This window comes from Mesorhizobium sp. WSM4308, assembly GCF_002294905.1.
In the GTDB taxonomy this organism is placed as follows: domain Bacteria; phylum Pseudomonadota; class Alphaproteobacteria; order Rhizobiales; family Rhizobiaceae; genus Mesorhizobium.
In genome coordinates this window covers 425,414-446,488 of sequence record NZ_NSFW01000003.1, presented here as the reverse complement: position 1 = coordinate 446,488, position 21,075 = coordinate 425,414, and the positions used below count along the sequence as shown (strand labels likewise).

Here is a 21,075-nt window from a genome sequence, read left to right as displayed (position 1 = left end):
CCGGCTTGCGATCGGACGTCATCTCTTGGCGATCGCTGCCCCTTCTCTCAAATGCGCTTAGCGGCGCCGATGGCGAATAGCGCAAGCTTTTCCACCCGTTTCTACTCCACTACCGAGACTCGTCACCAACCTCCTTTTATTCGCTTCCATATGGCCCATCCTGTCTCCAATCGAGGAGGAGCGCGAACATGGGCCAAGCCGTAGAACGTCTCAGTCTCGGGAATTCTTCTGCTCGCCAAACTGCCGTTGTCGCCGGCACCATATTTGGCAGGGTGACAGTGCACGACAAGATATCAGGCGTTCTTGTCTGGGCTGAACTATGCTTGCAAGCCATAACCCAAAAATCGCCGATCCCTTTGAATTCGAGCCGGATGAATGGGTGTTTCAAAATTTTTGGCGGTTTTAGGCAGAACCCTCCGATGGCCCGCGTACCGGTCAAGCTTCGTGAGCACTTTAGGTTCGTCGATCAGGCATAGGTTTCTTTCCCATGCCACATGCTGGCCGTTTGCCTAGTTCGGAAGCCCTCGAGAGGCGTTGCTCGTCTTGGTATGGCGTCGCCCCTTTTTCCGATCCATCGGCCACGGAGCTAGAATGGTGTCTAGCTGTTGCCGCCTACTTGGTCATCCGGCATGGAGATGCCTATATACCGACCTTCGAAAGGCTGGAATACGAGGTCGAACAAATGCGGCGGAAGCTCGGAAATCGCGAGCGAGCGCAGCGCGTGCTGGCCACGCTCAACCTAAATGGCTCGGACAGCTGGAGCCGTGAGGTTGGTTCTCAAGGCCTGGATGGCGCCGCAATCACATTCGCCCGGGCGGGGTAAAAGCGATTTTTTGGAGCCACTCGCGCTTTTGCGCTAACGAAGGTCCCGCGCCGTATTTGGGCCGGATCCATTTGTGGCCCATCAGAGAAGCAATTACCTTCTCCGGCGCCTCAACTGCCGTCAGCCGGTCCTCGAAAGTGTGTCGCAGGCTATAAAGACTATGCTCGGAAGTCGGCAGAAGTTCCTTGCTGGCGAGCACCTTGTTGACGAGCGCTGAAAGTGACGCGGCCTTGTCGCGATAACGAGGAAAGCCGTCCGGATGGAGCTTGATGGCTGCAAGTGCGCCGCCAACCAAGGGAATGTCACGGGCTGAATGACCGGTCTTCAAGCGACGGCCATTGGGGCGCACCCGCACATGCGGGATTTCTCGATCGAGGTGGATTGTTTCGGTGGTGAGGTTTGCCGCTTCAGAAAGCCTGAGTCCGGTATCGGCAATCACATAGATTAGATGGCGGGCTTCGTCATTGAGTCCGTCGAGCGCGCCTTCAGCGAGTATCTTCTCCTGAATGAACTCCGCTGTGAACGCAGCGCGTTGCCCGGGGACGGCGCCGGAAAGACGCAGGTTTCGAAAAACCGGCTCCAGCTTGAGCTGGTGAGTCAGATCGACGACGCGCAGCATTTTCGAAACATGGCCGATGTCCTTGTTGGCCGTACCGATATCAAGTCCATCCTCAACGATCCGCTTTTGCCACCACTCGCGGAACGCGATTGCGTCGTCCCGAGTGAGGCTTGCGATCTCCTTGTCGCCAATGACTCCAACCAGATTGGCAACTGCGCGCTTTTTGGGGTTACGCCATTTCTTGATTTGGTTGGGCGACATGGTCAGCAAGTTCTGTTGCTCGATCGTCTCGAATTCCTTGATAAGACCGCTCAGGCGGACCGCTGGCCGCTTCTCCCCACCCATGACGGCCGAGACGTCCTGCGCGTCCTCGATCGATTTTTTGTCGAGGAGCAGCTTGATACGGGCCATGAGTTCGTCGAGCGGCCCCGCTGCTAGTTCCTCGTTAGTGCGATAGGCCAATCCAAATGACCGCGCGCGCTTCCTCGCGGCTTCGAAACGCAGCCCCGCCTCGGCGGATTGGCCTTCCCGCAGTCTACGCCAATACGCCTCCAGCCCCGCGCCGAGGCTTTGCACTGCATCTCGCGCCCGTACACCGCGGGGATCGTCAGCCACGGCGACGCCCGTGGAAATGCGTACTAGGCAGCGGCGATCAAACGCCGCGAATTCCTTCGGCACCCTGCGGACGAGATACCAGATGCCTTCACGTTTATGCGGCTTTGGCGCTGCGGAACGTCGCATTATCTTTCTCTAATGTTACACAGTTTGTTACACAGTCTAAGATATGTTTCGCTTCGTGCTGGTCAAGCGCAACAAGGAAGCTTTTGAAAGGAAAGGATTTTTATGGAAGCTAAATGGCGGAGAGGGAGGGATTCGAACCCCCGATGGGCTTGCACCCATGCCGCATTTCGAGTGCGGTGCATTCGACCACTCTGCCACCTCTCCGCGGTCATGGTCGGCCGTTGCCGGCGCGGCGCACTAGATAACGGCTGAAGGGGCAGGTTACAAGGCCAAATCCACCGATATTTGGCTTGTCGTCCGGCCTGCGGGACAAGCGACTGAAACAGAGCAGGTCTTTGCAGGCGAGCCCACGCCGTTTCACGGGCCAACCACGCATCCTCGCCGCCGGGCGACGGCGACGCCGGGCGGTCATGTCGACATGCCTGGTCCTTGCCGGTCAATGACTGTCCCGGCAACGGCTGTTGCCTTGACTCCTGCGCAACCTTCGGTTAGGGACAGCGCGCAATCGGCGTGGAGGGTTCTTCCGCGCCGCTTGTTTTTTGAACCCGCAGACTGACAAAAAGACGGCCGAATCGCCTCAGGCGGTTCATCAAGGCCGACCGAACAGCGAAAGGCAAAAAATGTTCGCAGTCATTAAAACGGGCGGTAAGCAGTATCGCGTTGCCGCCAACGATCTCCTGAAGATCGAAAAAGTCGAAGCCAATGTCGGCGATATCGTCGAGATCGGCCACGTGCTCGCGCATGGCGAGGGCGAGAATGTCACGTTCGGCGCGCCGTTCGTCGATGGCGCTCTGGTCACGGCCGAAGTCGTCGAGCAGGGCAAGAACCGCACGGTCATCGCTTTCAAGAAGCGCCGCCGCCAGAACTCGCGCCGCAAGATCGGCCATCGCCAGCTTTTGACCACCGTGCGGATCGCCGAGATCCTGCTGGGTGGCGCCAAGCCGGCCAAGAAGGCCGCCGTGAAGGCGGAAGCCAAGGCCGAGGTTGCTGCCGACGCCGCGCCGAAGGAGGCCAAGGCCAAGAAGGAAGCCGCCCCCAAGGCGGAAGTGACGGCCGAGACGGCCGCCGCGCCGCTGTTCAAGGCGCCGAAGGGCGAGCCGGACGACCTGACCGTGATCAAGGGCATCGGCCCGGTCGCCGCCAAGGACCTCAACGAGCAGGGCATCATCACCTTCGCGCAACTCGCCAAGCTGACCGACAAGGATGTCGCCAAGATCGACGAGCACATGCCGTTTAGCGCCGACCAGATCAAGGACTGGCGCGAGCAGGCCAAGGAACTGGCGAAGAAGTAATTTTTCCGGCGAAACATCCGCCGGATCGGACTTGAAACGGAACGCGAACGCGTTCATAAGGCCTTTTAGGCGCCTTGCGGCGCAACGGAGTTAGTTAGATGGCACACAAGAAAGCTGGCGGCTCGTCGCGCAACGGTCGCGACTCGCATTCCAAGCGTCTGGGCGTGAAGAAGTTCGGCGGCGAAGCCGTCATCCCGGGCAACATCATCATTCGTCAACGCGGCACCACGTGGCATCCCGGCGTCAATGTCGGCATGGGCACGGACCATACGCTTTTCGCGCTCGAATCAGGCGCGGTCACCTTCAACAAGAAAGCCAACGGCCGAACCTACGTATCGGTCAATCCGATCGCCAAAGCCGCGGAGTAGCCGGTTCCGCACTAGAACACCGGCACCCATCTCGGGAACCGGTGTCTGGCAACGCCAGGAAAAGGATCAGGGGAGATGGGTTTCCATCTCCCCTTTTTCTTGTGCCTGGAGGACTTTGAAATGGTTGCCGAAGCGGAAGACTCAGAAGACGAAAGTTACGCGATAGACTGCCCGGTGCTGGCCACCGAGCGGCTGGTGATGCGGGCGCCGCGCGAGAGCGACATCGCGCAACTGGTCGAGCTTGCCGACAACCGTCACGTCGCCGAGATGCTGGCGCGCATGCCGCACCCCTATGGTGAGGCCGAGGCCCGCGCATTCCTGGCCATGACACGGTCGCGCCGCGCCGGCATCGCCTACGCCTTGACGCTGGCCGGCACCGACACGTTCGTCGGCTGCGCGGGGCTCAACACCACCGATCGCGGGCTGGAGCTCGGCTACTGGATCGGCGAACCCTACTGGAAGCGCGGCTATGCGACGGAAGCCGCCCACGCGCTGGTCGACCTCGCCTTCCAGCAGACGTCGGTCCAGGTGCTGCATGCCTCGACGCGGGTGATCAATCCGGCCTCGCGCCGGGTCATCCACAAGTGCGGCTTCCAGTATGCCGGGCAGGGCATGCTGAATTCGATCGTCGCCGGCCAGGTGCCGGTCGAGCGTTACAGGCTCGACAGGAAGACGTGGACGAGCCTGCGCAACTGGGTGCATTTTTGATGAATGGCGCCGGGCAAGCCAATGGTCGATGACAGCAACGATGTCGAAACGATCGCGATCGCGCCGATAACGCCGGATCACATCGACAGTTTTCATCGCGCGCTCGATCTCGTTGCGCGTGAGCGGAAGTACCTGTCCTTCCTCGAGGCGCCGCCACTGGATCAAACGCGGCGCTTCGTATTGGACCGTATCGCGGCCGGAGATCCAGGTTTCGTGGCCGTTGTTCGCGGCGAGGTTGTCGGCTGGTGCGATATCTCACGCCATGACCGGCTCATCCATGCGCATCGCGGCAGCCTTGGAATGGGGATTGTTACTTCCCATCGCGGGCGTGGCCTCGGACTGAGGCTTATCAATGCGACCTTGGCGCAGGCACGCAAGGTGGGCCTTGTCCGCGTCGAGCTGTTCGTACACGCCGACAATGCCCGCGCCATCGCTCTTTACGACAAGGTCGGGTTTGTCAGGGAGGGTCTGCAGCGCGACGCTATCCATATCGACGGGCAATACGGCGATACGATCATGATGGCGATCGTCGAACGCGAAAACGCAGCCTGATGAGGTGCGTCAGCCCAGTTCGGCCCATACCGGCAGATGGTCCGAACCGGTTGCCTGCCGGTCGACCCACAGGCGCTGCAGCGATCGGGCCAGCGAGGCGCTGGTGAAGACGTAGTCGATGCGCTTGTGGCGGCTGGTGTTTGCCGGGTCCTTGGGGTCGACCCAGCTGGCGAGATCGTCGCCGGTGACATCGAGGCGCACGGCGGCGTCAACGGCGAAGTCGGCGGTCAGCGGCATGCCGAATTCATGGTCCGGCCGGCCGGCGAGTTCGACATATTCGGGCGAGCCGGCCAGCATGTTGAAATCGCCCATGGCGACAAAGGCCTCGGGATGGGGCAGTTCCGGCAGGCCGATCTCGGCGACGCCGGACAATGCGCCGCCTTCGAGCGCATAGTTCAACAGGCGCCGGCGCAGGAACTGGATCTGCCTGGCGCGTTCGACCGGGCTGCGGTGATCGAGATGGATGGAATAGAAACGGATGAAACCAAGCGGCGTCTCGATCAGCGCCTCCAGCGCGCCGCGCTGGAAATTCATCATCTCGAAGCTGCGGCTGCGCGGCAAAAGCAGGTTGCGCGACAGATGAATGGGCGTCTTCGACAGCATCATGTTGCCGAGCTGGAAGGTGGTGGTGATGGCGCGGCCGTTCTCGATGCGCGAGCCGATATTGGCCTCGAAATTGCTGCCATAGACGGCGAAATAGTCGGGCAGCGCCTCGCCGATCTCGGCGACCATGTCGCGCCCGCCGTTCCTTGGATTGTTGCGGGTGACCTCCTGCAGCGCGATCACATCGGCACCGCACACCGTGTCGGCAATGCGGGCGACATCGTATTGTCCATCAAGGCCGATGCCGTACTGGATGTTGTAGGTTACAAGTTTCATCCCGACATGTCTCCGGCCGACCCCACGCGGCCATTGTCATAAAACGGTCTCGCCCTTGACCGCGCCTTGGTTTAGAGCAAGGCCCAAGGTTTAGAGCAATGCCGCAAGGCCAATAAAAGAAACTGCAATCCCATGAAATTTCTCGATCAAGCCAAGGTCTATGTCCGCTCGGGTGACGGGGGCGCCGGTTCGGTGTCGTTCCGGCGCGAGAAATTCATCGAGTTCGGCGGGCCGGACGGCGGCGATGGCGGCCGCGGCGGCGATGTCTGGCTGGAAGCGGTCGACGGGCTGAACACGCTGATCGATTATCGCTACCAGCAGCATTTCAAGGCCAAGACCGGCGTCCACGGCATGGGCCGCAACATGACCGGCGCCAAGGGCGCCGACGTGACGCTGAAAGTGCCGGCCGGAACGCAGGTGTTCGAGGAAGACAATGAGACGCTGATCTGCGACCTCACCGTGGTCGGCCAGCGCTTCCTGCTCGCCAAGGGCGGCAATGGCGGCTTCGGCAACCAGCATTTCAAGACCTCGACCAACCAGGCGCCGCGCCGCGCCAATCCCGGCCTTCCCGGCGAAGAACTCAACATCTGGCTGCGGCTGAAGCTGATCGCCGATGCCGGGCTGGTCGGGCTGCCCAATGCCGGCAAGTCGACCTTCCTGGCCGCCGTCACCGCGGCCAAGCCGAAGATCGCCGATTATCCCTTCACGACGCTGCATCCCGGCCTCGGCGTCGCGCGCATCGATGCGCGCGAATTCGTCATTGCCGACATTCCGGGCCTCATCGAGGGCGCGCATGAGGGCGTCGGCATCGGCGACCGTTTCCTCGGCCATGTCGAGCGCACGCGCGTGCTGTTGCACCTGGTTTCGGCGCAGGAGGAAAATCCGGGCAAGGCCTACAAGACCGTGCGCGCCGAGCTCGAGGCCTATGGCCACGGCCTGACCGAAAAGGCCGAGATCCTGGCGCTCAGCCAGGTCGACACGCTCGATGCCGATGAACGCAAGAAGAAGGTCGCCTCGCTGAAGCGCGCCGCGGGCCGGGCGCCGATGCTGCTGTCCGCCGTCACCGGCGAAGGCGTGGAGGCGGTGCTTCGGGCGCTGATGGCCGTCGTTGCCGAGGCGCGGGCGCAGATTGCCGCGCCGGTCGAGACGCGCTGGGAAAAGTAAGGCCATGCAGTCGCTGAAAAAATACCGGCGCATCACCGTCAAGATCGGCTCGGCGCTGCTCGTCGACCGGGCGAGCGGCCTGAAGCGCGACTGGCTGGACTCGCTCGCCGACGACATCGCGGTGCTTGCCCAGGGTGGCGCCGAAATCCTCGTCGTCTCCTCCGGCGCCATTGCGCTTGGCCGCACCATCCTTGGCCTCGGCAAGCGGGCGCTGAAGCTCGAGGAAAGCCAGGCGGCGGCGGCGGTCGGACAGATCGCGCTCGCCGGCGCCTGGTCGGATGCGCTCGGCAGGGGCGCCCTGAAGTCGGGCCAGATTCTTCTGACGCTTGGCGACACGGAGGAGCGCCGCCGCTATCTCAATGCGCGGGCGACGATCTCGACATTGCTCAAGATGAAGGCGGTGCCGGTCATCAACGAGAACGACACGGTGGCCACCTCAGAAATCCGCTATGGCGACAATGACCGGCTGGCCGCGCGCGTTGCCACCATGATGGGCGCCGACCTCCTGGTGCTGCTCTCCGATATTGACGGGCTCTACACCGCGCCGCCGGTGCGCGACCCCCAAGCCAAGTTCATTCCGGTGGTCGACCGCATCACATCAGACATCGAGGCGATGGCGGGGGCTGCCGCCTCCGAACTGTCGCGCGGCGGCATGCGCACCAAGCTCGATGCCGGCAAGATCGCCACCGCCGCCGGCACGGCGATGATCATCACCTCGGGCACGCGGCTGTCGCCGCTGATGGCGATCGAGCGCGGAGAACGCGCCACCTTCTTCCGGCCGAGCGCCAATCCGGTCAAGGGCTACAAGACCTGGATCGCCGGCCAGCTCGAACCGGCCGGCCGGCTGACGGTCGACGCCGGCGCCGTCGGTGCGCTGGCATCGGGCAAATCGCTGCTGCCGGCCGGCGTCAAACTGGTCAGCGGCAATTTTTCGCGCGGCGATACGGTGGCGATCCTGTCGCCCGAGGGCCGCGAGATCGCGCGCGGGCTGGTTGCCTATGATGCCGCCGATGCCGTAAGGATCGCAGGCCTGAAGACGGCCGAGATCGAAACCGTGCTCGGTTACGAAGCGCGTTCGGCGATGATCCACCGCGATGATCTCGTGGTGAGTCACGCGGGAGGCGACATAAGCGGAGGATGAGCCATGCTGAAGCTGCATGAAAAATCCGGGGATGACACCGTGGCGCTGATGGCCGATATCGGCCGCCGCGCCCGCGCCGCCGCCCGACCGCTGGCCATCGCCGCCACCGCCGCCAAGAACGCCGCGCTGCTTGCCATGGCAGAGGCGATCGTCGCCGGGCAACAGGACATTCTCGACGCCAACGCCATCGACATCTCGAATGGCCAGGAGTCAGGGCTTTCCGCCTCCTTCATGGACCGGCTGAAGCTCAATCCGGCGCGCATCCGTGCCATGGCCGACGGCATCCGCGAAATCGCTGAACTCAACGATCCGGTCGGCGACGTGATCGCCGCATGGGAACGGCCGAATGGCCTGCGGATCGAGCGCGTACGGACGCCGCTCGGCGTCGTCGGCGTCATCTATGAGAGCCGCCCGAACGTGACGGCCGATGCCGGTGCGCTCTGCCTCAAGGCAGGCAATCCGGTGATCCTGCGCGGCGGTTCGGATTCGCTCAATTCGTCCGCTGCCATCCATGCCTGCCTGGTCGAGGGCCTGAAGGCCGCCGGCCTGCCGGATGACGCCATCCAACTGGTGCCGACCACCGATCGCGCCGCCGTCGGCGAGATGCTGAAGGGGCTCGATGGTGCGCTCGACGTCATCATCCCGCGCGGCGGCAAAAGCCTGGTCGGGCGGGTGCAGAGCGAGGCGCGCGTGCCGGTCTTCGCCCATCTCGAAGGCATCTGCCACCTCTACATCGACCGCTCCGCCGACCTCGACATGGCGGTCAAGATCGCCGTCAACGCCAAGATGCGGCGCACCGGCGTCTGCGGCGCGGCCGAGACGCTGCTGGTCGACCGCGCGGTGGCGTCCACGCATCTGGTGCCGATCCTCGATGCGCTCCGCGCCGCCGGCTGCGAGATCCATGCCGATCAAGAGGTGCTGAAGGTGTTTTTCGACGCCAAGCCGGCGACCGATGCCGACTGGGTGACCGAATATCTCGACGCCATCATCGCGGTGAAGCTGGTCGACGGCATCGGTGGCGCGATCGAGCATATCGAGACCTTCTCCTCGCATCACACCGAGGCGATTATCGCCGAGGATCCGAAAGCCGTGGAGCGGTTCTTCAACGAGATCGATTCGGCGATCCTGCTGCACAATGCCTCGACGCAGTTCGCCGATGGCGGCGAGTTCGGCATGGGCGCCGAGATCGGCATCGCCACCGGCAAGATGCATGCGCGCGGGCCGGTCGGCGTCGAGCAGCTGACCTCGTTCAAATATCGCGTGCGCGGGTCGGGACAGGTGAGGCCTTGAAGCTTCTCGTTGTCAGAGCCTGAGGCGATGCTGGCATCTTCCGGACCGCCAGTGCCCTCCGCCTACCTGAAAATGCCGCATGCCGAGAAAGGCCTGGCCGTCGGCCTGTTCGGCGGCTCGTTCAATCCGCCGCATGCGGGCCATGCACTGGTCGCCGAGATCGCGCTGAGGCGCCTGGCGCTCGACCAGCTGTGGTGGATGGTGACGCCGGGCAATCCGCTGAAGAGCACGCGGGAATTGGCGCCGCTGGCCGAGCGGCTGCAACTGTCCGAGCAGATCGCCAAGAACCCGAAGATCAAGATCACCGCCTTCGAGGCGGCGCATCATGTGCGCTACACCGCCGACACGCTGGCGCTGGTCAAGGCGCGCAATCCGGGTGTCGACTTCGTCTGGATCATGGGCGCGGACAGTCTGCGCGATTTCCACCGCTGGCAGCGCTGGCGCGAGATCGTGCTGACGTTCCCCATCGCGGTCATCGACCGGCCGGGCGCGACGCTGTCGTTCCTGTCGTCGGTGGTCGCCAAGACCTTCGATTATGCCCGCATCGACGAAGGCGACGCGCCACTGCTCGCCCACATGAAGGCGCCGGCCTGGACCTTCATCCACGGCCCGCGCTCATCGCTGTCGTCAAGCGCGATCCGCAAGATGGCGAAGGGGTAGGGCTTGCACGGATCTTCCTTCTTCCCTTGCGGGAGAAGGAAGATCGCTGATGTCGTTTTTGCAGGGGCTTTTCGCCGCCGAATGGGCGATCGTGTCTGAACATGGCCACTCCCGTGAAGCACCATACCAAAATCGAACCGGAGCATAGCAGCGCGCCGACGCCGCTGATCGCGATCGCCAGTGTCATCGTGTCGATGGCGCTGATCGCCATCGGCAACGGGCTGATGTTTGCCTACATCCCGGTCCGGCTCGGCGTCGAAAGCTTCGATCCGACCTGGGCCGGGCTGATCGTCACCGGCCTGTCGGCCGGCGGTCTTGCCGGCTGCATCCTGACCGGGCCGCTGGTGCGCAGGGTCGGCCATGCCCGCGCCTTCATGGTGCTGTCTGCGCTGATCGCGCTGTCCAACGCGGCCATCGGCGCCGGTCCGCATCCCGTGCCGTGGATCGGCGCGCGTGCTCTCTACGGCTTTGCCATATGCGGCCTGTTCATCGTCGCGCAGAGCTGGCTGAACGATGCCGTGGCCAACACCATACGCGGCCGGGTGATGGCCTTTTTCTACGTCGCCTATGTCGCCGGGCTCGGCGTCGGCTATGCGACGCTGGCGTTGGTCGACATCAAAACCGCGGACGCGCCGTTGATCGGTATTGCCTTCACGGCTTTGTCGATCCTGCCCGTCGGCATGACACGGCTGGCGCAGCCACCGGCGCCGCAGGCCGCCTCCGTGGCGCTGCGCCGGGCCTGGCGGATTTCGCCGGTCGGCGTTGCCGGCATGCTGGCGGTCGGCGGCCTGTCGATGTCGATTTCCGGTTTCGCGCCGATCCATGCCACGGCCAAGGGCTACAGCCAGGCCGATGTGGCGTTGCTGCTTTCGGTGATGCCGCTCGGCACATTGATCCTGCAGCTTCCCTTCGGCTGGATTTCCGACCGCACCGATCGCCGTTACGTGCTGATCGGGGCATCCGCGCTGGCCGCGGTGGCCGGCATGTTCGCGCTCGGTTTCGACGGCGGCGCGCTGCCGGCGCTGCTGGTGATCTATGTCTTGTGGGACGGCGCCTCGGAATCGATCTATTCGCTGTCCAGTGCGCACGCCGCCGACCGGGCCGGCAAGGACGACATGGTGGCGCTGTCCAGCTCGCTCCTGTTCGCCTGGTCGCTGGCCGGGTTCGTGGTGCCGGGTATCGTCACGGCGCTGTCGGCCGTCTTCGGCACGCAGGCCTTCATCTATGTTACTGTCGTCATCGCCTGCGCCTTCTGCCTGTTCGTGCTGTTGCGTGTGTTCACCACACAGGCGGTACCCGCCACCGACACCGGCAGCTTCGCGCCGATGACGGCACAGGCGCCGCTGCCGGTCGAACTCGCTTATGCGCCGGACGAGACCGCAGGCCGGACCAAGGACTGAACCGGTTTCCTTCGCACGGCCGGGGGGAAAGCGCTCTGGACGCCTCGCGGCTGCTTACTGCTTACGGGTCTCTTGTGCAGGCGCTTCCGGCGGCGGCAGCGGGATGGAGATGCCCTCGCTGTCGAAAGCCTGCTTTGCGCGCTTCGTCATGTCGATATTCGTGGAGAAATAGTCGGCCGCCGAGGTCCAATAGCGCAAGGTAAGCGAAACGGTCGTATCACCGAGGCTGGCCACGAAGGCGATCGGCGCCGGTTCACGACGGATGCGCTTGTCGGCACCGGCAAGGGCAAGCAATGTCTTCTGGGCGCCGTCGATGTCGTTCCACGAGCCGATGCTCAGGCTGATGTCGGAGCGGCGCACCCCGTTGCGCGAAAAGTTGCGGACCGGCTGGTTCCACAGCGTCGAATTGGGCGCCAGTATGTAGACGCCGTCGGCGGTCCTGAGCCTGGTGGCGAACAGACCGATTTCCTCGATCGACCCTGAAATGGCGCCGACCTCGACGGATTCGCCGATGCGGAACGGCCGCAGCGCCAGAAGCATGATGCCGGCGGCGATGTTCTGCAGCGTGCCTTGCAGCGCCAGGCCGATGGCCAGGCCGATGGCGCCGATCGCGGCGATGATCGAGGCGGTCTGCACGCCGAATTGGCCGAGCACCATGATGACGACCAGGATCAGGATGGCGTAGCGGACGATCTTGGAAAAGAAATGCCGCAGCGTGGCGTCGAAACCGTGGATATGGCCGAGGCCGGCAAAGATCGAGCGCTCGGCGAGGCCGGCGACGATATAGCCGACCACCAGCAGGATGATGGCGCCGATGGCCGAGAAGGAATAGGAGACAATCAGCGTACTGAGCTGCGCCAGGCCGGCCTGGACTGTGAGAAGCGTGTTTTGTGGGTCGATCGGCATGACGGGTTTCCGGTTGGTCGGTCAGCCGATAACCCATGCCAGACGCCAGGGTTCCGATCTTTTTTGCGCCCCGCATGGAACAGGCTGGCAATCGGCGAGTTCGCGTCAGTTGTGACTGCGTCTTGAAACTGCAACGGAACTCTGCCTATCTAAGTGGTGTCACCTGCTTTTGGGGTGATTTGGTTGTTCTTGCTGCGAAAGGAAATACACTGAGAACAGCACTGCGGAAGAAGGCCGACATCGTGCCTTCGCCGGCCGGGATCAGCGTAAACGACGCCGTGTCCCGCGCCATCAACACAGTCCTTGCCAGTCTGGAAGACTCCAAGGCCGAAAACATCGTCTCAATCGACATTCAGGGGAAATCGAGCCTCGGCGACTACATGGTCGTCGCGTCGGGCCGATCGCACCGGCATGTCTCGGCTGTCGCCGACCATCTCCTCAAGGCGCTCAAGGATGCCGGCCTCGGCACGGCGCGCGTCGAGGGGCTGTCCGGCGCCGACTGGGTCCTGATCGATTCGGGCGACATCATCGTCCACGTCTTCCGCCCCGAAGTCCGCGAATTCTACAATCTCGAAAAGATGTGGCAGGCGCCGGATCTCGAGGAAGAGACCCTCCACTAAGCCGCCTTTGTTTTGATGCATGTCATTGCCCCAAAACCGCTTCCCACTTTTGGGTGACATGCATTAGCGGCTTATAGAGGCGAGGATGAAGATTTCAGTTCATGCCGTGGGCCGAATGAAAGCCGGCCCCGAGCGGGAGTTGGCCGACCGCTATTTCGAGCGCTTCGCCAAGAGCGGGCCGGCGGTCGGGCTTGAATTTGTCGGGATAACCGAGATCACCGAGGGCCGGGCGCAGAGCGCTATCGAGCGCCAGCGCGACGAAGGCTCCCGACTGCAGGCGCAGCTGCAGCCGGGCACGGCGCTGATCCTGCTCGATGAGCGCGGCAAGAGCCTTTCCTCTCAGGATTTAGCCAATCGCATCGGGCAGTTGCGCGACGGTGGGCGCAAGGCGCTGGTTCTGGCCATAGGGGGCGCCGACGGCCACGATCCACCGCTGCGCGACCAGGCCGATCTGGTGCTGTCGTTCGGTGCGCTGACCTGGCCGCATCAGCTGGTGCGGGTGATGCTGGGGGAGCAACTCTACCGAGTGGCGACGATCCTTTCCGGCCACCCCTATCATCGCGCGTGAGCCTGCCGCTAGAGTTGCAATCAGCAGTGATTCGTCGCCCATTGCCCGGATTTCCGCCCCAATGCCGAGCTAGATTGAGAATCTGTGGTTTTGATGCATGTCGTTGCCCAAAACGGGGACCACTTGGGGCAACATCCATTCGGGGACGGGCTGGTCAAACATGGTTGATGGTTCGTTAACGAAGCCGCGGATAGTATAGATCGCGAATGTTTGAGGGCTGGAAATCGACAACGGGCCCGACAGGGGGCTCCTGGCGCGCGCGCTGCGGCATGGCTGCGGTGGCGATGTTCCTGTCGCTCCACTCGGCGCGGGCCGAAAACACGCTCGACATGGCGCCCGATCCGGACCAGAGCCGCGCCGAGTACGAGCAGGTTTCCAAGGAAATAACGCTGTCGTCCGAACGGCTTGCCAAGCTCGCCGCCGATATCGCCGCGGTCAAGAAGGACCATGCCTCGATTACCGCCGCGCTGATCCAGTCGGCGATGACCGAGCAGAAGCTTGGCCAGGACATCGAGGATATCGGCGCCAAGCTGGAAGGGCTGAAGAACCAGCAACAGAAAATCCGCGGCTCGCTCATGGCGCGACGCGATGTGCTGGCCGAAGTGCTGGGCGCGCTGCAGCGCATGGGGCTCAACCCGCCGCCGGCGATCCTGGTCAAGCCGGAGGACGCGCTGTCGTCGGTGCGCAGCGCCATCCTGCTCGGCGCCGTGGTGCCGGAATTGCGCCAGCAGACCGACAGCCTGCTGGCCGACCTCAAGGAGCAGACCCGGGTGACGGCCTCGATCGAGGCCGAGCGGGCGCGGCTGACGGACGCTGTCGGCGAGCAGGTGGCGGAAAAGAAGCGGCTCGGCATGCTGCTGGAAGCCAAGCAGAAGCTCGAGGCCGATACGCAGGCGCAAATGGCGGCCGAACAGCAGCGTTCCGCGCAGTTGGCGGCCAAGGCCTCCAGCCTGAAGGACCTGATCGCCTCGCTCGAAGCGCAGGCCGACAAGGCCCGCAAGGCCGCGGATGCCGCAAAGGCAGCCGCCGCGGGCCAGCCGGGTGACGTTCAGACGGACAGCGACAAAACGGCATCGTTGGCGTCGCTGCCGGTTCCCGAAGGCAACCGGCTCACCGCGACCGCGCCCTTTTCGGCGCTGCAGGGGCAGATCGCGCTGCCGGTCACCGGCCGCATCAAACGCCGGTTTGGCGCGGACGACGGTAATGGCGCGGTGATGCTTGGCGACATGCTTGCGACACAATCGGGAGCCATCGTCACCGCTCCGGCGGATGGGAATGTGCTTTATGCGGGGCCGTTTCGCTCCTATGGTCAACTCTTGATCCTCAATGCTGGCGACGGTTATCATGTCGTTCTGGCGGGGATGAGCAGAATCAGCGTCGTGACTGGCCAGTCAGTGCTCGCAGGAGAGCCGGTCGGTGCGATGGGAGAGGCCCGGGTGGCAAGCACCTCGGTTTCGAAGAATGGAAATGCCACGCCGGAACTCTACGTCGAGTTCCGCAAGGATGGAAAACCCGTCGATCCGACCCCATGGTGGGCGGACCGTTTTTCTGGAAGGACGTGAAATGATGCGGAAACTGTCGCTTCTGTTTGCCGGTGCGCTGATGGGCGCATCCGCCATGAGCCTTGTCTATGGTGCTCCTGGCTCGTCGGCGAACGCTGCGGGATCGGAGACCTACAAGCAGCTGGCGATCTTCGGCGACATCTTCGAGCGGGTGCGGGCACAATATGTCACGCCGCCCGACGACAAGTCGCTGGTCGAGAACGCCATTAACGGCATGCTTTCCTCTCTCGATCCGCACTCCTCCTACATGAATGCCGAACAGGCGCAGGATATGCGCGTGCAGACCAAGGGCGAGTTCGGCGGCCTCGGCATCGAGGTCACCATGGAGAATGACCTGGTCAAGGTGATCACGCCGATCGACGATACGCCGGCCGCCAAGGCTGGCGTGCTGGCTGGCGACTACATCGCCAAGATCGACGGCGAAGAGGTTCGCGGCCTGACGCTCAACGACGCGGTCGAAAAGATGCGTGGCCTGGTCAACACGCCGATCAAGCTCACCATCCTGCGCCAGGGCGCCGACAAGCCGATCGAGCTGACGGTGGTGCGCGACATCATCAAGGTCAAGGCGGTCAAGTTCCGGGTCGAGAACGACATCGGCTACATGAAGATCACCTCCTTCACCGAAAAGACCTATGACGACCTCGAGAACGCCATCGAGACCATCAAGAAGCAGGTGCCGGACGACAAGCTCAAGGGTTATGTGCTCGACCTGCGCCTCAATCCGGGTGGCCTGCTCGACCAGGCGGTGAGCGTGTCTGACGCCTTCCTGAAGCGCGGCGAGATCGTCTCGACGCGCGGCCGCGATCCGAAGGACGTCACCCGCTTCGACGCCAAGCCGAAGCAGACCGACGACATCAACGGCAAGCCGATGATCGTGCTCGTCAATGGCGGCTCGGCCAGTGCGTCCGAAATCGTCGCCGGCGCGCTGCAGGATCTGCGCCGCGTCACGGTGGTGGGCACGCAGTCCTTCGGCAAGGGTTCGGTGCAGACCATCATTCCGCTCGGCGAGAATGGCGCGCTCAGGCTGACGACGGCGCTCTATTACACGCCGTCAGGCAAGTCGATCCAGGGCAAGGGTATTACGCCCGACATCAAGGTCGACCAGCCGCTGCCGCCGGAACTGCAGGGTAGGGACCTGACGCGCGGCGAATCCGATCTCAAGGGCCACATCAAGGGCGCCGACGAGAGCGCGACCGGCTCGGGCTCGGCCGCCTATGTGCCGCCGGATCCGAAGGACGATCTGCAGCTGATCTTTGCCGAGAAGCTGCTGCGCGGCGAGAAGACCGATCCGGCCTTCCCGCCCAATCCGGAAAAGGCCGTGCTCAACCAGTAATGGTTTGGTCGGCCGGGTCTGGCCGCCCGAACGAAGCAATGCGATGCTGCCGGGACCGAAAGGTTCCGGCAGTTTGATTCGGGGAGGCAAGATCAAGCCTCCGGATGCGGCGCCAGGGGCGCCAGGGTTGATGAATTCGCGCATGTCGTCGAAGGGATCGCCTTCGCAACCATGCGTCCGGGGACAGGGCTTGGCTGATATCGGCAAGGACATCGAACGCCCGCTTGGACAGTCGCTCCGGGCGCCGCGCGCTGCCCGCAAGGTCAGCACTGGCGTGGTCGCGTCGACCGTTGTCGTGCTGGCGCTGGTCGGCGTCTCGGCCGCGATCGCGCTCAGGGAAAAGCCGTTTCGCAAGCCGCAAGAGGTCGCCGTTTCGACGCCGAAAGTGACTGCCGCGGGCCCACCCGCCGCCGCGCCATCCGCTCTGGCCCCGGTCGCGGCGCCAAAGGTTGAAGCGCCGTCCAAGACCGGTGGTCCCCAGATCATCCATGTGCAGAAGGAGGAGGGCGATGGTCCTCCGCAGGCGGCCATCGTCATCCGCGATCCGTCTGGTATCGGGCAGAACCTGAAGATCGCGCATCTTCCCGACAAGGCGCTGATCGAAGCCAGCGACGCCGGACCCTTGCCGATACGCTCCGCCGATGGAAGGCGGCCGTTCGATGTCTATGCACGGCCGTGGTCCGGGGCGCGCGGCGCGCGGGTGGCGATCGTCATCGGTGGGTTGGCCGTCTCGCAGACCGGCACCCAGGCTGCGATCGCCAAGCTGCCGCCGGAAGTGACGCTCGCCTTCGCGCCGCAAGGCAACAGCATCGGCCGCTGGATGCAGGCCGCCCGGCAGAGCGGCCACGAGATCGTCATGCAGGTGCCGCTCGAACCGTTCGACTATCCCAACGTCAATCCCGGCCGCAACACGCTGACCGTGGCGGCGAGCGCCGAGGAGAACCTCAAGGATTTGCACTGGGCGCTGTCGCGCACGACGAACTATACCGGCGTCATGAACTATATGGGCGCGCGTTTCTCCGCCGACCCGGCGGCGATGCAGCCGTTCATGGCCGAACTCGGCAAACGGGGTCTCGCCTATATAGACGACGGCTCGTCGGCGCGCAGTCTGGCGCCCGACCTGGCGCTGAAGGACGGCGTGCCCTTCGTCGCCGGCGATACGGCGATCGACGCCGTGCAGGATCGCGGCGCCATCCTGAAGAAACTCGACGGTCTCGAAGCCACGGCGCGGGCCAAGGGCACTGCCGTCGGCATCGGCTCGGCCTTTGATCTCACGGTCGACATCGTCTCATCCTGGATTGCCGAGGCCAGGAAGCGCGGCATCGAGATCGTGCCGATTTCTGCGGTGGCGATCGATCCACAAAAGGGTTAGCCATCGCAAGATGGCTGGAGAGACTGACTGATGCCGAAGACGAAAATGGTCGACCGCGAAACGCTGCCCTACCGTCCCTGTGTCGGGCTGATGATCCTCAATGGCGAGGGCCTGGTCTGGGTCGGGCATCGCATTGCCGAGCCCGACAGCGAATTTGCCGGTACGACGCAGCTATGGCAAATGCCGCAAGGCGGCATCGACAAGGGTGAGGAACCGTTGCAGGCGGCCGAGCGCGAGCTTTATGAGGAGACCGGCATGCGCAGCGTCTCGCTGCTCGCCGAAGCGCCGGACTGGATCAATTACGACCTGCCGGACCATCTCGTCGGCATTGCCTTCAAGGGCCGGTACCGCGGCCAGACGCAGAAATGGTTCGCCTTCCGCTTCCATGGCGAGAGCAGCGAAATCCAGATCAATCCGCCGCCCGGCGGCCACACCGCCGAATTCGACAAATGGTCGTGGCGGACGATGCAGGACCTGCCCGACCTGACCGTGCCGTTCAAGCGCAAGGTCTATGAAGACGTGGTGGCGGCGTTCAGCCATCTGGCGCGGTAATCGCGCGTCGAGGTTGCCGCGTTGGTGCGAGGGTCGTATTGATGGCCGATGCAATGAGGGTCGCCATGAACGACGCCGTCAACCGGACCGCTGCGAAAACCGTCACCGGTTGGCCGGTCAGCGAAGCGGCGGCCGGAGCGATCCTGACGATCGATCTCGGCGCGGTCCGTGAAAACTACCGGCGGCTGAAGGCGCGGCTGGGCGGCGTGGCCTGCGCCGGCGTGGTCAAGGCCAATGGCTACGGCCTCGGCGCGGCCCAGGTGGCTGCGGCCCTGATCCGGGAAGGCTGCGACATCTTCTTTGTCGCGCTCCTGGCCGAAGGCGTTGCGCTGCGCAAGACGATCGGAACCGGACCGGACATCTACGTGCTGAACGGGCTGCCGCCGGGCTCCGAGCCGGAAGCGGTGGCGGCCGGGCTCTGCGCGGTCATCAACAGTGGCGCGCAGTTGAAAGCCTGGCGCGCGGCGGCGCACGATGCCGGTCGCCGGCTGCCGGCGGCCATCCAGGTCGACAGCGGCATGTCTCGGCTCGGCTTGGCGCCGACCGAGGTCGAGGCGCTGGGCGGGGATAGCAGTGCGTTCGACGGCATCGACGTTAGATATGTCATGAGCCATCTGGCCTGCGCCGACGAGCCGCGCCATCCGGCCAACGAACAGCAGAGGCTGGCCTTTGAACGGCTGCGCGCCATGCTGCCTGAGGCGCCCGCCTCGCTCGCCAATTCTTCCGGCATCTTTCTCGGACCGTCCTATCAGCACGATCTCGCTCGGCCGGGAGCGGCGCTCTACGGCATCAACCCGACGCCCGGCGAGCCCAATCCGATGCTGCCCGTGGTGTGGCTGCAGGCCAAGGTGGCGCAGACGCGCCGCGTCGAAAAGGGCGCCGGCATCGGCTATGGCCACAGCTATCACGCGGACGCTCCGCTGGGCCTGGCGACGATTTCGTTCGGCTATGCGGATGGCTGGCTGCGCCGCTCCGCTTCGGCGGGCTGGTTCGAGGGCGTGCGCCTGCCTTTCCTCGGGCGTGTGTCGATGGATTCGATCATTCTCGACATATCGGCCCTGCCGCCCGGCAGGCTGCGCGAGGGCGATCTGGTCGAGTTGCTCGGTCCCTCGCAGAGCGTCGACGACGCCGCCGGCCATGCCGGCACCATCGGCTATGAAATCCTGGCCAGTCTCGGCCCGCGCTTTCACCGCCGCTATGTCGGCGGTTGAGCGGTTTGGCCGCGCTTGACAAGCGTGCGCCTGTCGGCAAGGTTCAGGGTATGAGCAACCTCGCTTACACCAGAACCTTGTTCAGGGTCTGCCCGATCGCGGGATCGTAGCCCCGGCGCGGCCGCCTTCCGGCGTCCGTCCGCATCGGGGCATCCATACATCCAAAACCGCCATCAAACCGTACAGCCCTTCGCGGCTGCCGGCTTCATAACGCCGCCGTCAGTGCGGTGGCAAGCGCGCATCCATTCGATGCGCCGATCCAAGAGGTTTGCCATGCAATATGCAACAGGACTGCGTCCGCCGAGCCGGATTCTGATCAGCGACACCGACCATGACAGGTTGACCGGCCTGGCGAGAGCCTTGCTCGACCGCGCCCCGGAGACGGCCGAGGAACTGCTCTTCGAAATGGACCGCGCCATCGTCACGGACGCGGCGGCGATGCCGGCCGACGTGGTGCGTATGGGTTCGATCGTGACGGTCCGCAGCGAAGGCGGGGAGACCCAGCGCGTCATGCTGGTCTATCCCGGCGAAGCCGACATTGCCGAAAACAGGATCTCGGTGCTGACGCCGATGGGAACGGCGCTCATCGGAGCGGCGATCGGGCAGGCGGTGTGCTGGAGCAGTCGTGGCGGGCGTGAACTGTCGGTGACGGTCGAGGCCGTCGACACGCCGGCCTCCGGCGCGCCGCGGCGCTGAACGTGGAGGCGGTGATGAAAAGCACGAATTGCTGCCTGACGACGAAGGACCGCGCCGTCCTCGAAATCATGCTGGAGCGCCGGCGGGCATTCGCGGACCCGATCGTGCAGATGCTCGAACACAAGCTTTCAAGCGCCGATATCGTCCCGATCGATTCGGTCGGCCCCGATATCGTCACGCTGAACAGCAGGGTGGTGTTCAGCGTCGATGCCGGTCACGCCGAGACGCGCACCCTGGTGCAGAACGAGGTGCGCGGACCGGTGGGCTCCAGCCTGTCGGTGGCAACCAGGCGTGGGCTGTGCATGCTTGGCATGGCGCAGGGCCAAGCGGCTTCGATCGAGCATGCCGACGGCCGGCGGGAGTCGATCCTGATCAAGGCCGTGCTCTACCAGCCGGAGGCTGCCCGGCGCGCGGTCAGGCAGAAAGACCGGACCGACGGGCGGCGACCGCACGGGCTCACTCTCGTCTACAGCGCCGCAGACGATTGGCGGCCTCTTGGCGAGACGGCCGGAATGCGGCAGACAGAAGATGACGACCCCGGTCCCTCGGCGGCGTGAATGGGCAACGGCGCATGGTTCTCGAAAATCGGCATCGATTTTCATTTGGGATCATGCGCAAATCGAGAAATGCGGTGGCGTCCACGGGCGTCCTGAGGACGCGCGGCGCGGCAAGGAGTGA

The 21,075-nt window shown here is 64.1% G+C and carries 21 protein-coding genes and 1 tRNA gene; 18 read left to right on the top strand and 4 right to left on the bottom strand.

What is annotated here, in order from left to right:
* Positions 1 to 800: 800 nt before the first annotated feature.
* Both CK227_RS08040 and CK227_RS08035 read right to left on the bottom strand, forming a co-directional pair.
* Entirely contained in the window at positions 801 to 2,123 is a 1,323-nt protein-coding gene (locus CK227_RS08040) for an integrase (RefSeq protein ID WP_063169217.1), read from the bottom strand.
* Between the two features lie 114 nt (positions 2,124 to 2,237).
* A tRNA-Ser gene (locus CK227_RS08035) sits at positions 2,238 to 2,327 on the bottom strand.
* Between the two features lie 416 nt (positions 2,328 to 2,743).
* On the opposite strand from CK227_RS08035, the gene CK227_RS08030 reads away from it, so the two are divergent.
* From CK227_RS08030 to CK227_RS08015, 4 genes are all read left to right on the top strand, one after another.
* A complete protein-coding gene (locus tag CK227_RS08030; protein WP_095772323.1) occupies positions 2,744 to 3,415 on the top strand; it encodes a 50S ribosomal protein L21 in 672 nt (223 codons plus the stop codon).
* 98 nt (positions 3,416 to 3,513) lie between these two features.
* Positions 3,514 to 3,783: a 50S ribosomal protein L27 gene (gene rpmA, locus CK227_RS08025; RefSeq protein ID WP_095771984.1), complete on the top strand. Its 270-nt coding sequence runs from the start codon at positions 3,514 to 3,516 to the stop codon at positions 3,781 to 3,783.
* A 120-nt stretch (positions 3,784 to 3,903) separates the two neighbouring features.
* A complete protein-coding gene (locus tag CK227_RS08020) occupies positions 3,904 to 4,491 on the top strand; it encodes a GNAT family protein (protein WP_179296388.1) in 588 nt (195 codons plus the stop codon).
* 3 nt (positions 4,492 to 4,494) lie between these two features.
* Positions 4,495 to 5,043: a GNAT family protein gene (locus tag CK227_RS08015; protein WP_245318087.1), complete on the top strand. Its 549-nt coding sequence runs from the start codon at positions 4,495 to 4,497 to the stop codon at positions 5,041 to 5,043.
* A 9-nt stretch (positions 5,044 to 5,052) separates the two neighbouring features.
* Here CK227_RS08015 and CK227_RS08010 read toward each other — a convergent pair whose 3' ends face one another.
* Entirely contained in the window at positions 5,053 to 5,922 is an 870-nt protein-coding gene (locus tag CK227_RS08010; protein ID WP_095771986.1) for an endonuclease/exonuclease/phosphatase family protein, read from the bottom strand.
* Positions 5,923 to 6,054: 132 nt separating this feature from the next.
* Between CK227_RS08010 and obgE the strand changes: the two genes are divergently transcribed.
* The 5 genes from obgE (at position 6,055) to CK227_RS07985 (ending at position 11,577) form a co-directional block, all read left to right on the top strand.
* Positions 6,055 to 7,086: a GTPase ObgE gene (obgE, locus tag CK227_RS08005; protein ID WP_095771987.1), complete on the top strand. Its 1,032-nt coding sequence runs from the start codon at positions 6,055 to 6,057 to the stop codon at positions 7,084 to 7,086.
* A gap of 4 nt (positions 7,087 to 7,090) precedes the next feature.
* The gene (gene proB, locus CK227_RS08000) at positions 7,091 to 8,227 is read left to right on the top strand and encodes a glutamate 5-kinase (RefSeq protein WP_095771988.1); all 1,137 of its coding nucleotides are present in this window, start codon (positions 7,091 to 7,093) and stop codon (positions 8,225 to 8,227) included.
* Between the two features lie 3 nt (positions 8,228 to 8,230).
* Complete coding sequence (locus tag CK227_RS07995; protein WP_095771989.1) at positions 8,231 to 9,517, top strand: glutamate-5-semialdehyde dehydrogenase; 1,287 nt, start codon at positions 8,231 to 8,233, stop codon at positions 9,515 to 9,517.
* A gap of 72 nt (positions 9,518 to 9,589) precedes the next feature.
* Positions 9,590 to 10,177, top strand: a complete 588-nt coding sequence (locus CK227_RS07990; RefSeq protein WP_095771990.1) for a nicotinate-nucleotide adenylyltransferase — start codon at positions 9,590 to 9,592, stop codon at positions 10,175 to 10,177.
* A 101-nt stretch (positions 10,178 to 10,278) separates the two neighbouring features.
* Positions 10,279 to 11,577 (top strand): MFS transporter, encoded by a 1,299-nt coding sequence (locus CK227_RS07985; protein WP_095771991.1) that lies wholly within the window; start codon positions 10,279 to 10,281, stop codon positions 11,575 to 11,577.
* Between the two features lie 54 nt (positions 11,578 to 11,631).
* On the opposite strand, the gene CK227_RS07980 is transcribed toward CK227_RS07985, so the two are convergent.
* Positions 11,632 to 12,483 (bottom strand): mechanosensitive ion channel domain-containing protein, encoded by an 852-nt coding sequence (locus CK227_RS07980; RefSeq protein ID WP_095771992.1) that lies wholly within the window; start codon positions 12,481 to 12,483, stop codon positions 11,632 to 11,634.
* A gap of 242 nt (positions 12,484 to 12,725) precedes the next feature.
* On the opposite strand from CK227_RS07980, the gene rsfS reads away from it, so the two are divergent.
* From rsfS to CK227_RS07930, 9 genes are all read left to right on the top strand, one after another.
* The gene (gene rsfS / locus CK227_RS07975) at positions 12,726 to 13,103 is read left to right on the top strand and encodes a ribosome silencing factor (protein ID WP_010912111.1); all 378 of its coding nucleotides are present in this window, start codon (positions 12,726 to 12,728) and stop codon (positions 13,101 to 13,103) included.
* 85 nt (positions 13,104 to 13,188) lie between these two features.
* Complete coding sequence (gene rlmH, locus CK227_RS07965; RefSeq protein WP_095771993.1) at positions 13,189 to 13,671, top strand: 23S rRNA (pseudouridine(1915)-N(3))-methyltransferase RlmH; 483 nt, start codon at positions 13,189 to 13,191, stop codon at positions 13,669 to 13,671.
* Between the two features lie 206 nt (positions 13,672 to 13,877).
* Positions 13,878 to 15,233, top strand: a complete 1,356-nt coding sequence (locus tag CK227_RS07960) for a murein hydrolase activator EnvC (RefSeq protein WP_095771994.1) — start codon at positions 13,878 to 13,880, stop codon at positions 15,231 to 15,233.
* Position 15,234: 1 nt separating this feature from the next.
* On the top strand, positions 15,235 to 16,566 hold the full coding sequence (locus CK227_RS07955; protein ID WP_095771995.1) for a S41 family peptidase: 1,332 nt from the start codon (positions 15,235 to 15,237) through the stop codon (positions 16,564 to 16,566).
* Positions 16,567 to 16,756: 190 nt separating this feature from the next.
* A complete protein-coding gene (locus tag CK227_RS07950; protein ID WP_095771996.1) occupies positions 16,757 to 17,938 on the top strand; it encodes a divergent polysaccharide deacetylase family protein in 1,182 nt (393 codons plus the stop codon).
* Positions 17,939 to 17,968: 30 nt separating this feature from the next.
* Positions 17,969 to 18,490 (top strand): RNA pyrophosphohydrolase, encoded by a 522-nt coding sequence (locus CK227_RS07945; RefSeq protein ID WP_095771997.1) that lies wholly within the window; start codon positions 17,969 to 17,971, stop codon positions 18,488 to 18,490.
* Between the two features lie 65 nt (positions 18,491 to 18,555).
* Positions 18,556 to 19,701 (top strand): alanine racemase, encoded by a 1,146-nt coding sequence (gene alr / locus CK227_RS07940; RefSeq protein WP_095772325.1) that lies wholly within the window; start codon positions 18,556 to 18,558, stop codon positions 19,699 to 19,701.
* Between the two features lie 273 nt (positions 19,702 to 19,974).
* Positions 19,975 to 20,397 carry a nucleoside diphosphate kinase regulator gene (rnk, locus tag CK227_RS07935; protein WP_095771998.1) on the top strand — a complete coding sequence of 141 codons (423 nt, stop codon included), beginning with the start codon at positions 19,975 to 19,977 and terminating at the stop codon, positions 20,395 to 20,397.
* A gap of 14 nt (positions 20,398 to 20,411) precedes the next feature.
* On the top strand, positions 20,412 to 20,954 hold the full coding sequence (locus CK227_RS07930; protein ID WP_095772326.1) for a nucleoside-diphosphate kinase: 543 nt from the start codon (positions 20,412 to 20,414) through the stop codon (positions 20,952 to 20,954).
* Positions 20,955 to 21,075: the final 121 nt, after the last annotated feature.

Bases quoted from the DNA above. Each gene is read 5' to 3' on its own strand.
- CK227_RS07990 (WP_095771990.1), top strand. From the start codon at position 9,590: ATGCCGCATGCCGAGAAAGGCCTGGCCGTCGGCCTGTTCGGCGGCTCG.
- CK227_RS07955 (WP_095771995.1), top strand. From the start codon at position 15,235: ATGATGCGGAAACTGTCGCTTCTGTTTGCCGGTGCGCTGATGGGCGCA.
- rlmH (WP_095771993.1), top strand. From the start codon at position 13,189: ATGAAGATTTCAGTTCATGCCGTGGGCCGAATGAAAGCCGGCCCCGAG.
- CK227_RS07995 (WP_095771989.1), top strand. From the start codon at position 8,231: ATGCTGAAGCTGCATGAAAAATCCGGGGATGACACCGTGGCGCTGATG.
- CK227_RS07945 (WP_095771997.1), top strand. From the start codon at position 17,969: ATGCCGAAGACGAAAATGGTCGACCGCGAAACGCTGCCCTACCGTCCC.
- CK227_RS07960 (WP_095771994.1), top strand. From the start codon at position 13,878: ATGTTTGAGGGCTGGAAATCGACAACGGGCCCGACAGGGGGCTCCTGG.
- CK227_RS08030 (WP_095772323.1), top strand. From the start codon at position 2,744: ATGTTCGCAGTCATTAAAACGGGCGGTAAGCAGTATCGCGTTGCCGCC.
- CK227_RS07930 (WP_095772326.1), top strand. From the start codon at position 20,412: ATGAAAAGCACGAATTGCTGCCTGACGACGAAGGACCGCGCCGTCCTC.
- CK227_RS08020 (WP_179296388.1), top strand. From the start codon at position 3,904: ATGGTTGCCGAAGCGGAAGACTCAGAAGACGAAAGTTACGCGATAGAC.
- proB (WP_095771988.1), top strand. From the start codon at position 7,091: ATGCAGTCGCTGAAAAAATACCGGCGCATCACCGTCAAGATCGGCTCG.
- obgE (WP_095771987.1), top strand. From the start codon at position 6,055: ATGAAATTTCTCGATCAAGCCAAGGTCTATGTCCGCTCGGGTGACGGG.
- CK227_RS07980 (WP_095771992.1), bottom strand. From the start codon at position 12,483: ATGCCGATCGACCCACAAAACACGCTTCTCACAGTCCAGGCCGGCCTG.
- rnk (WP_095771998.1), top strand. From the start codon at position 19,975: ATGCAATATGCAACAGGACTGCGTCCGCCGAGCCGGATTCTGATCAGC.
- rpmA (WP_095771984.1), top strand. From the start codon at position 3,514: ATGGCACACAAGAAAGCTGGCGGCTCGTCGCGCAACGGTCGCGACTCG.
- CK227_RS08040 (WP_063169217.1), bottom strand. From the start codon at position 2,123: ATGCGACGTTCCGCAGCGCCAAAGCCGCATAAACGTGAAGGCATCTGG.
- alr (WP_095772325.1), top strand. From the start codon at position 18,556: ATGAACGACGCCGTCAACCGGACCGCTGCGAAAACCGTCACCGGTTGG.
- CK227_RS08010 (WP_095771986.1), bottom strand. From the start codon at position 5,922: ATGAAACTTGTAACCTACAACATCCAGTACGGCATCGGCCTTGATGGA.
- CK227_RS08015 (WP_245318087.1), top strand. From the start codon at position 4,495: ATGGCGCCGGGCAAGCCAATGGTCGATGACAGCAACGATGTCGAAACG.
- CK227_RS07985 (WP_095771991.1), top strand. From the start codon at position 10,279: ATGGCCACTCCCGTGAAGCACCATACCAAAATCGAACCGGAGCATAGC.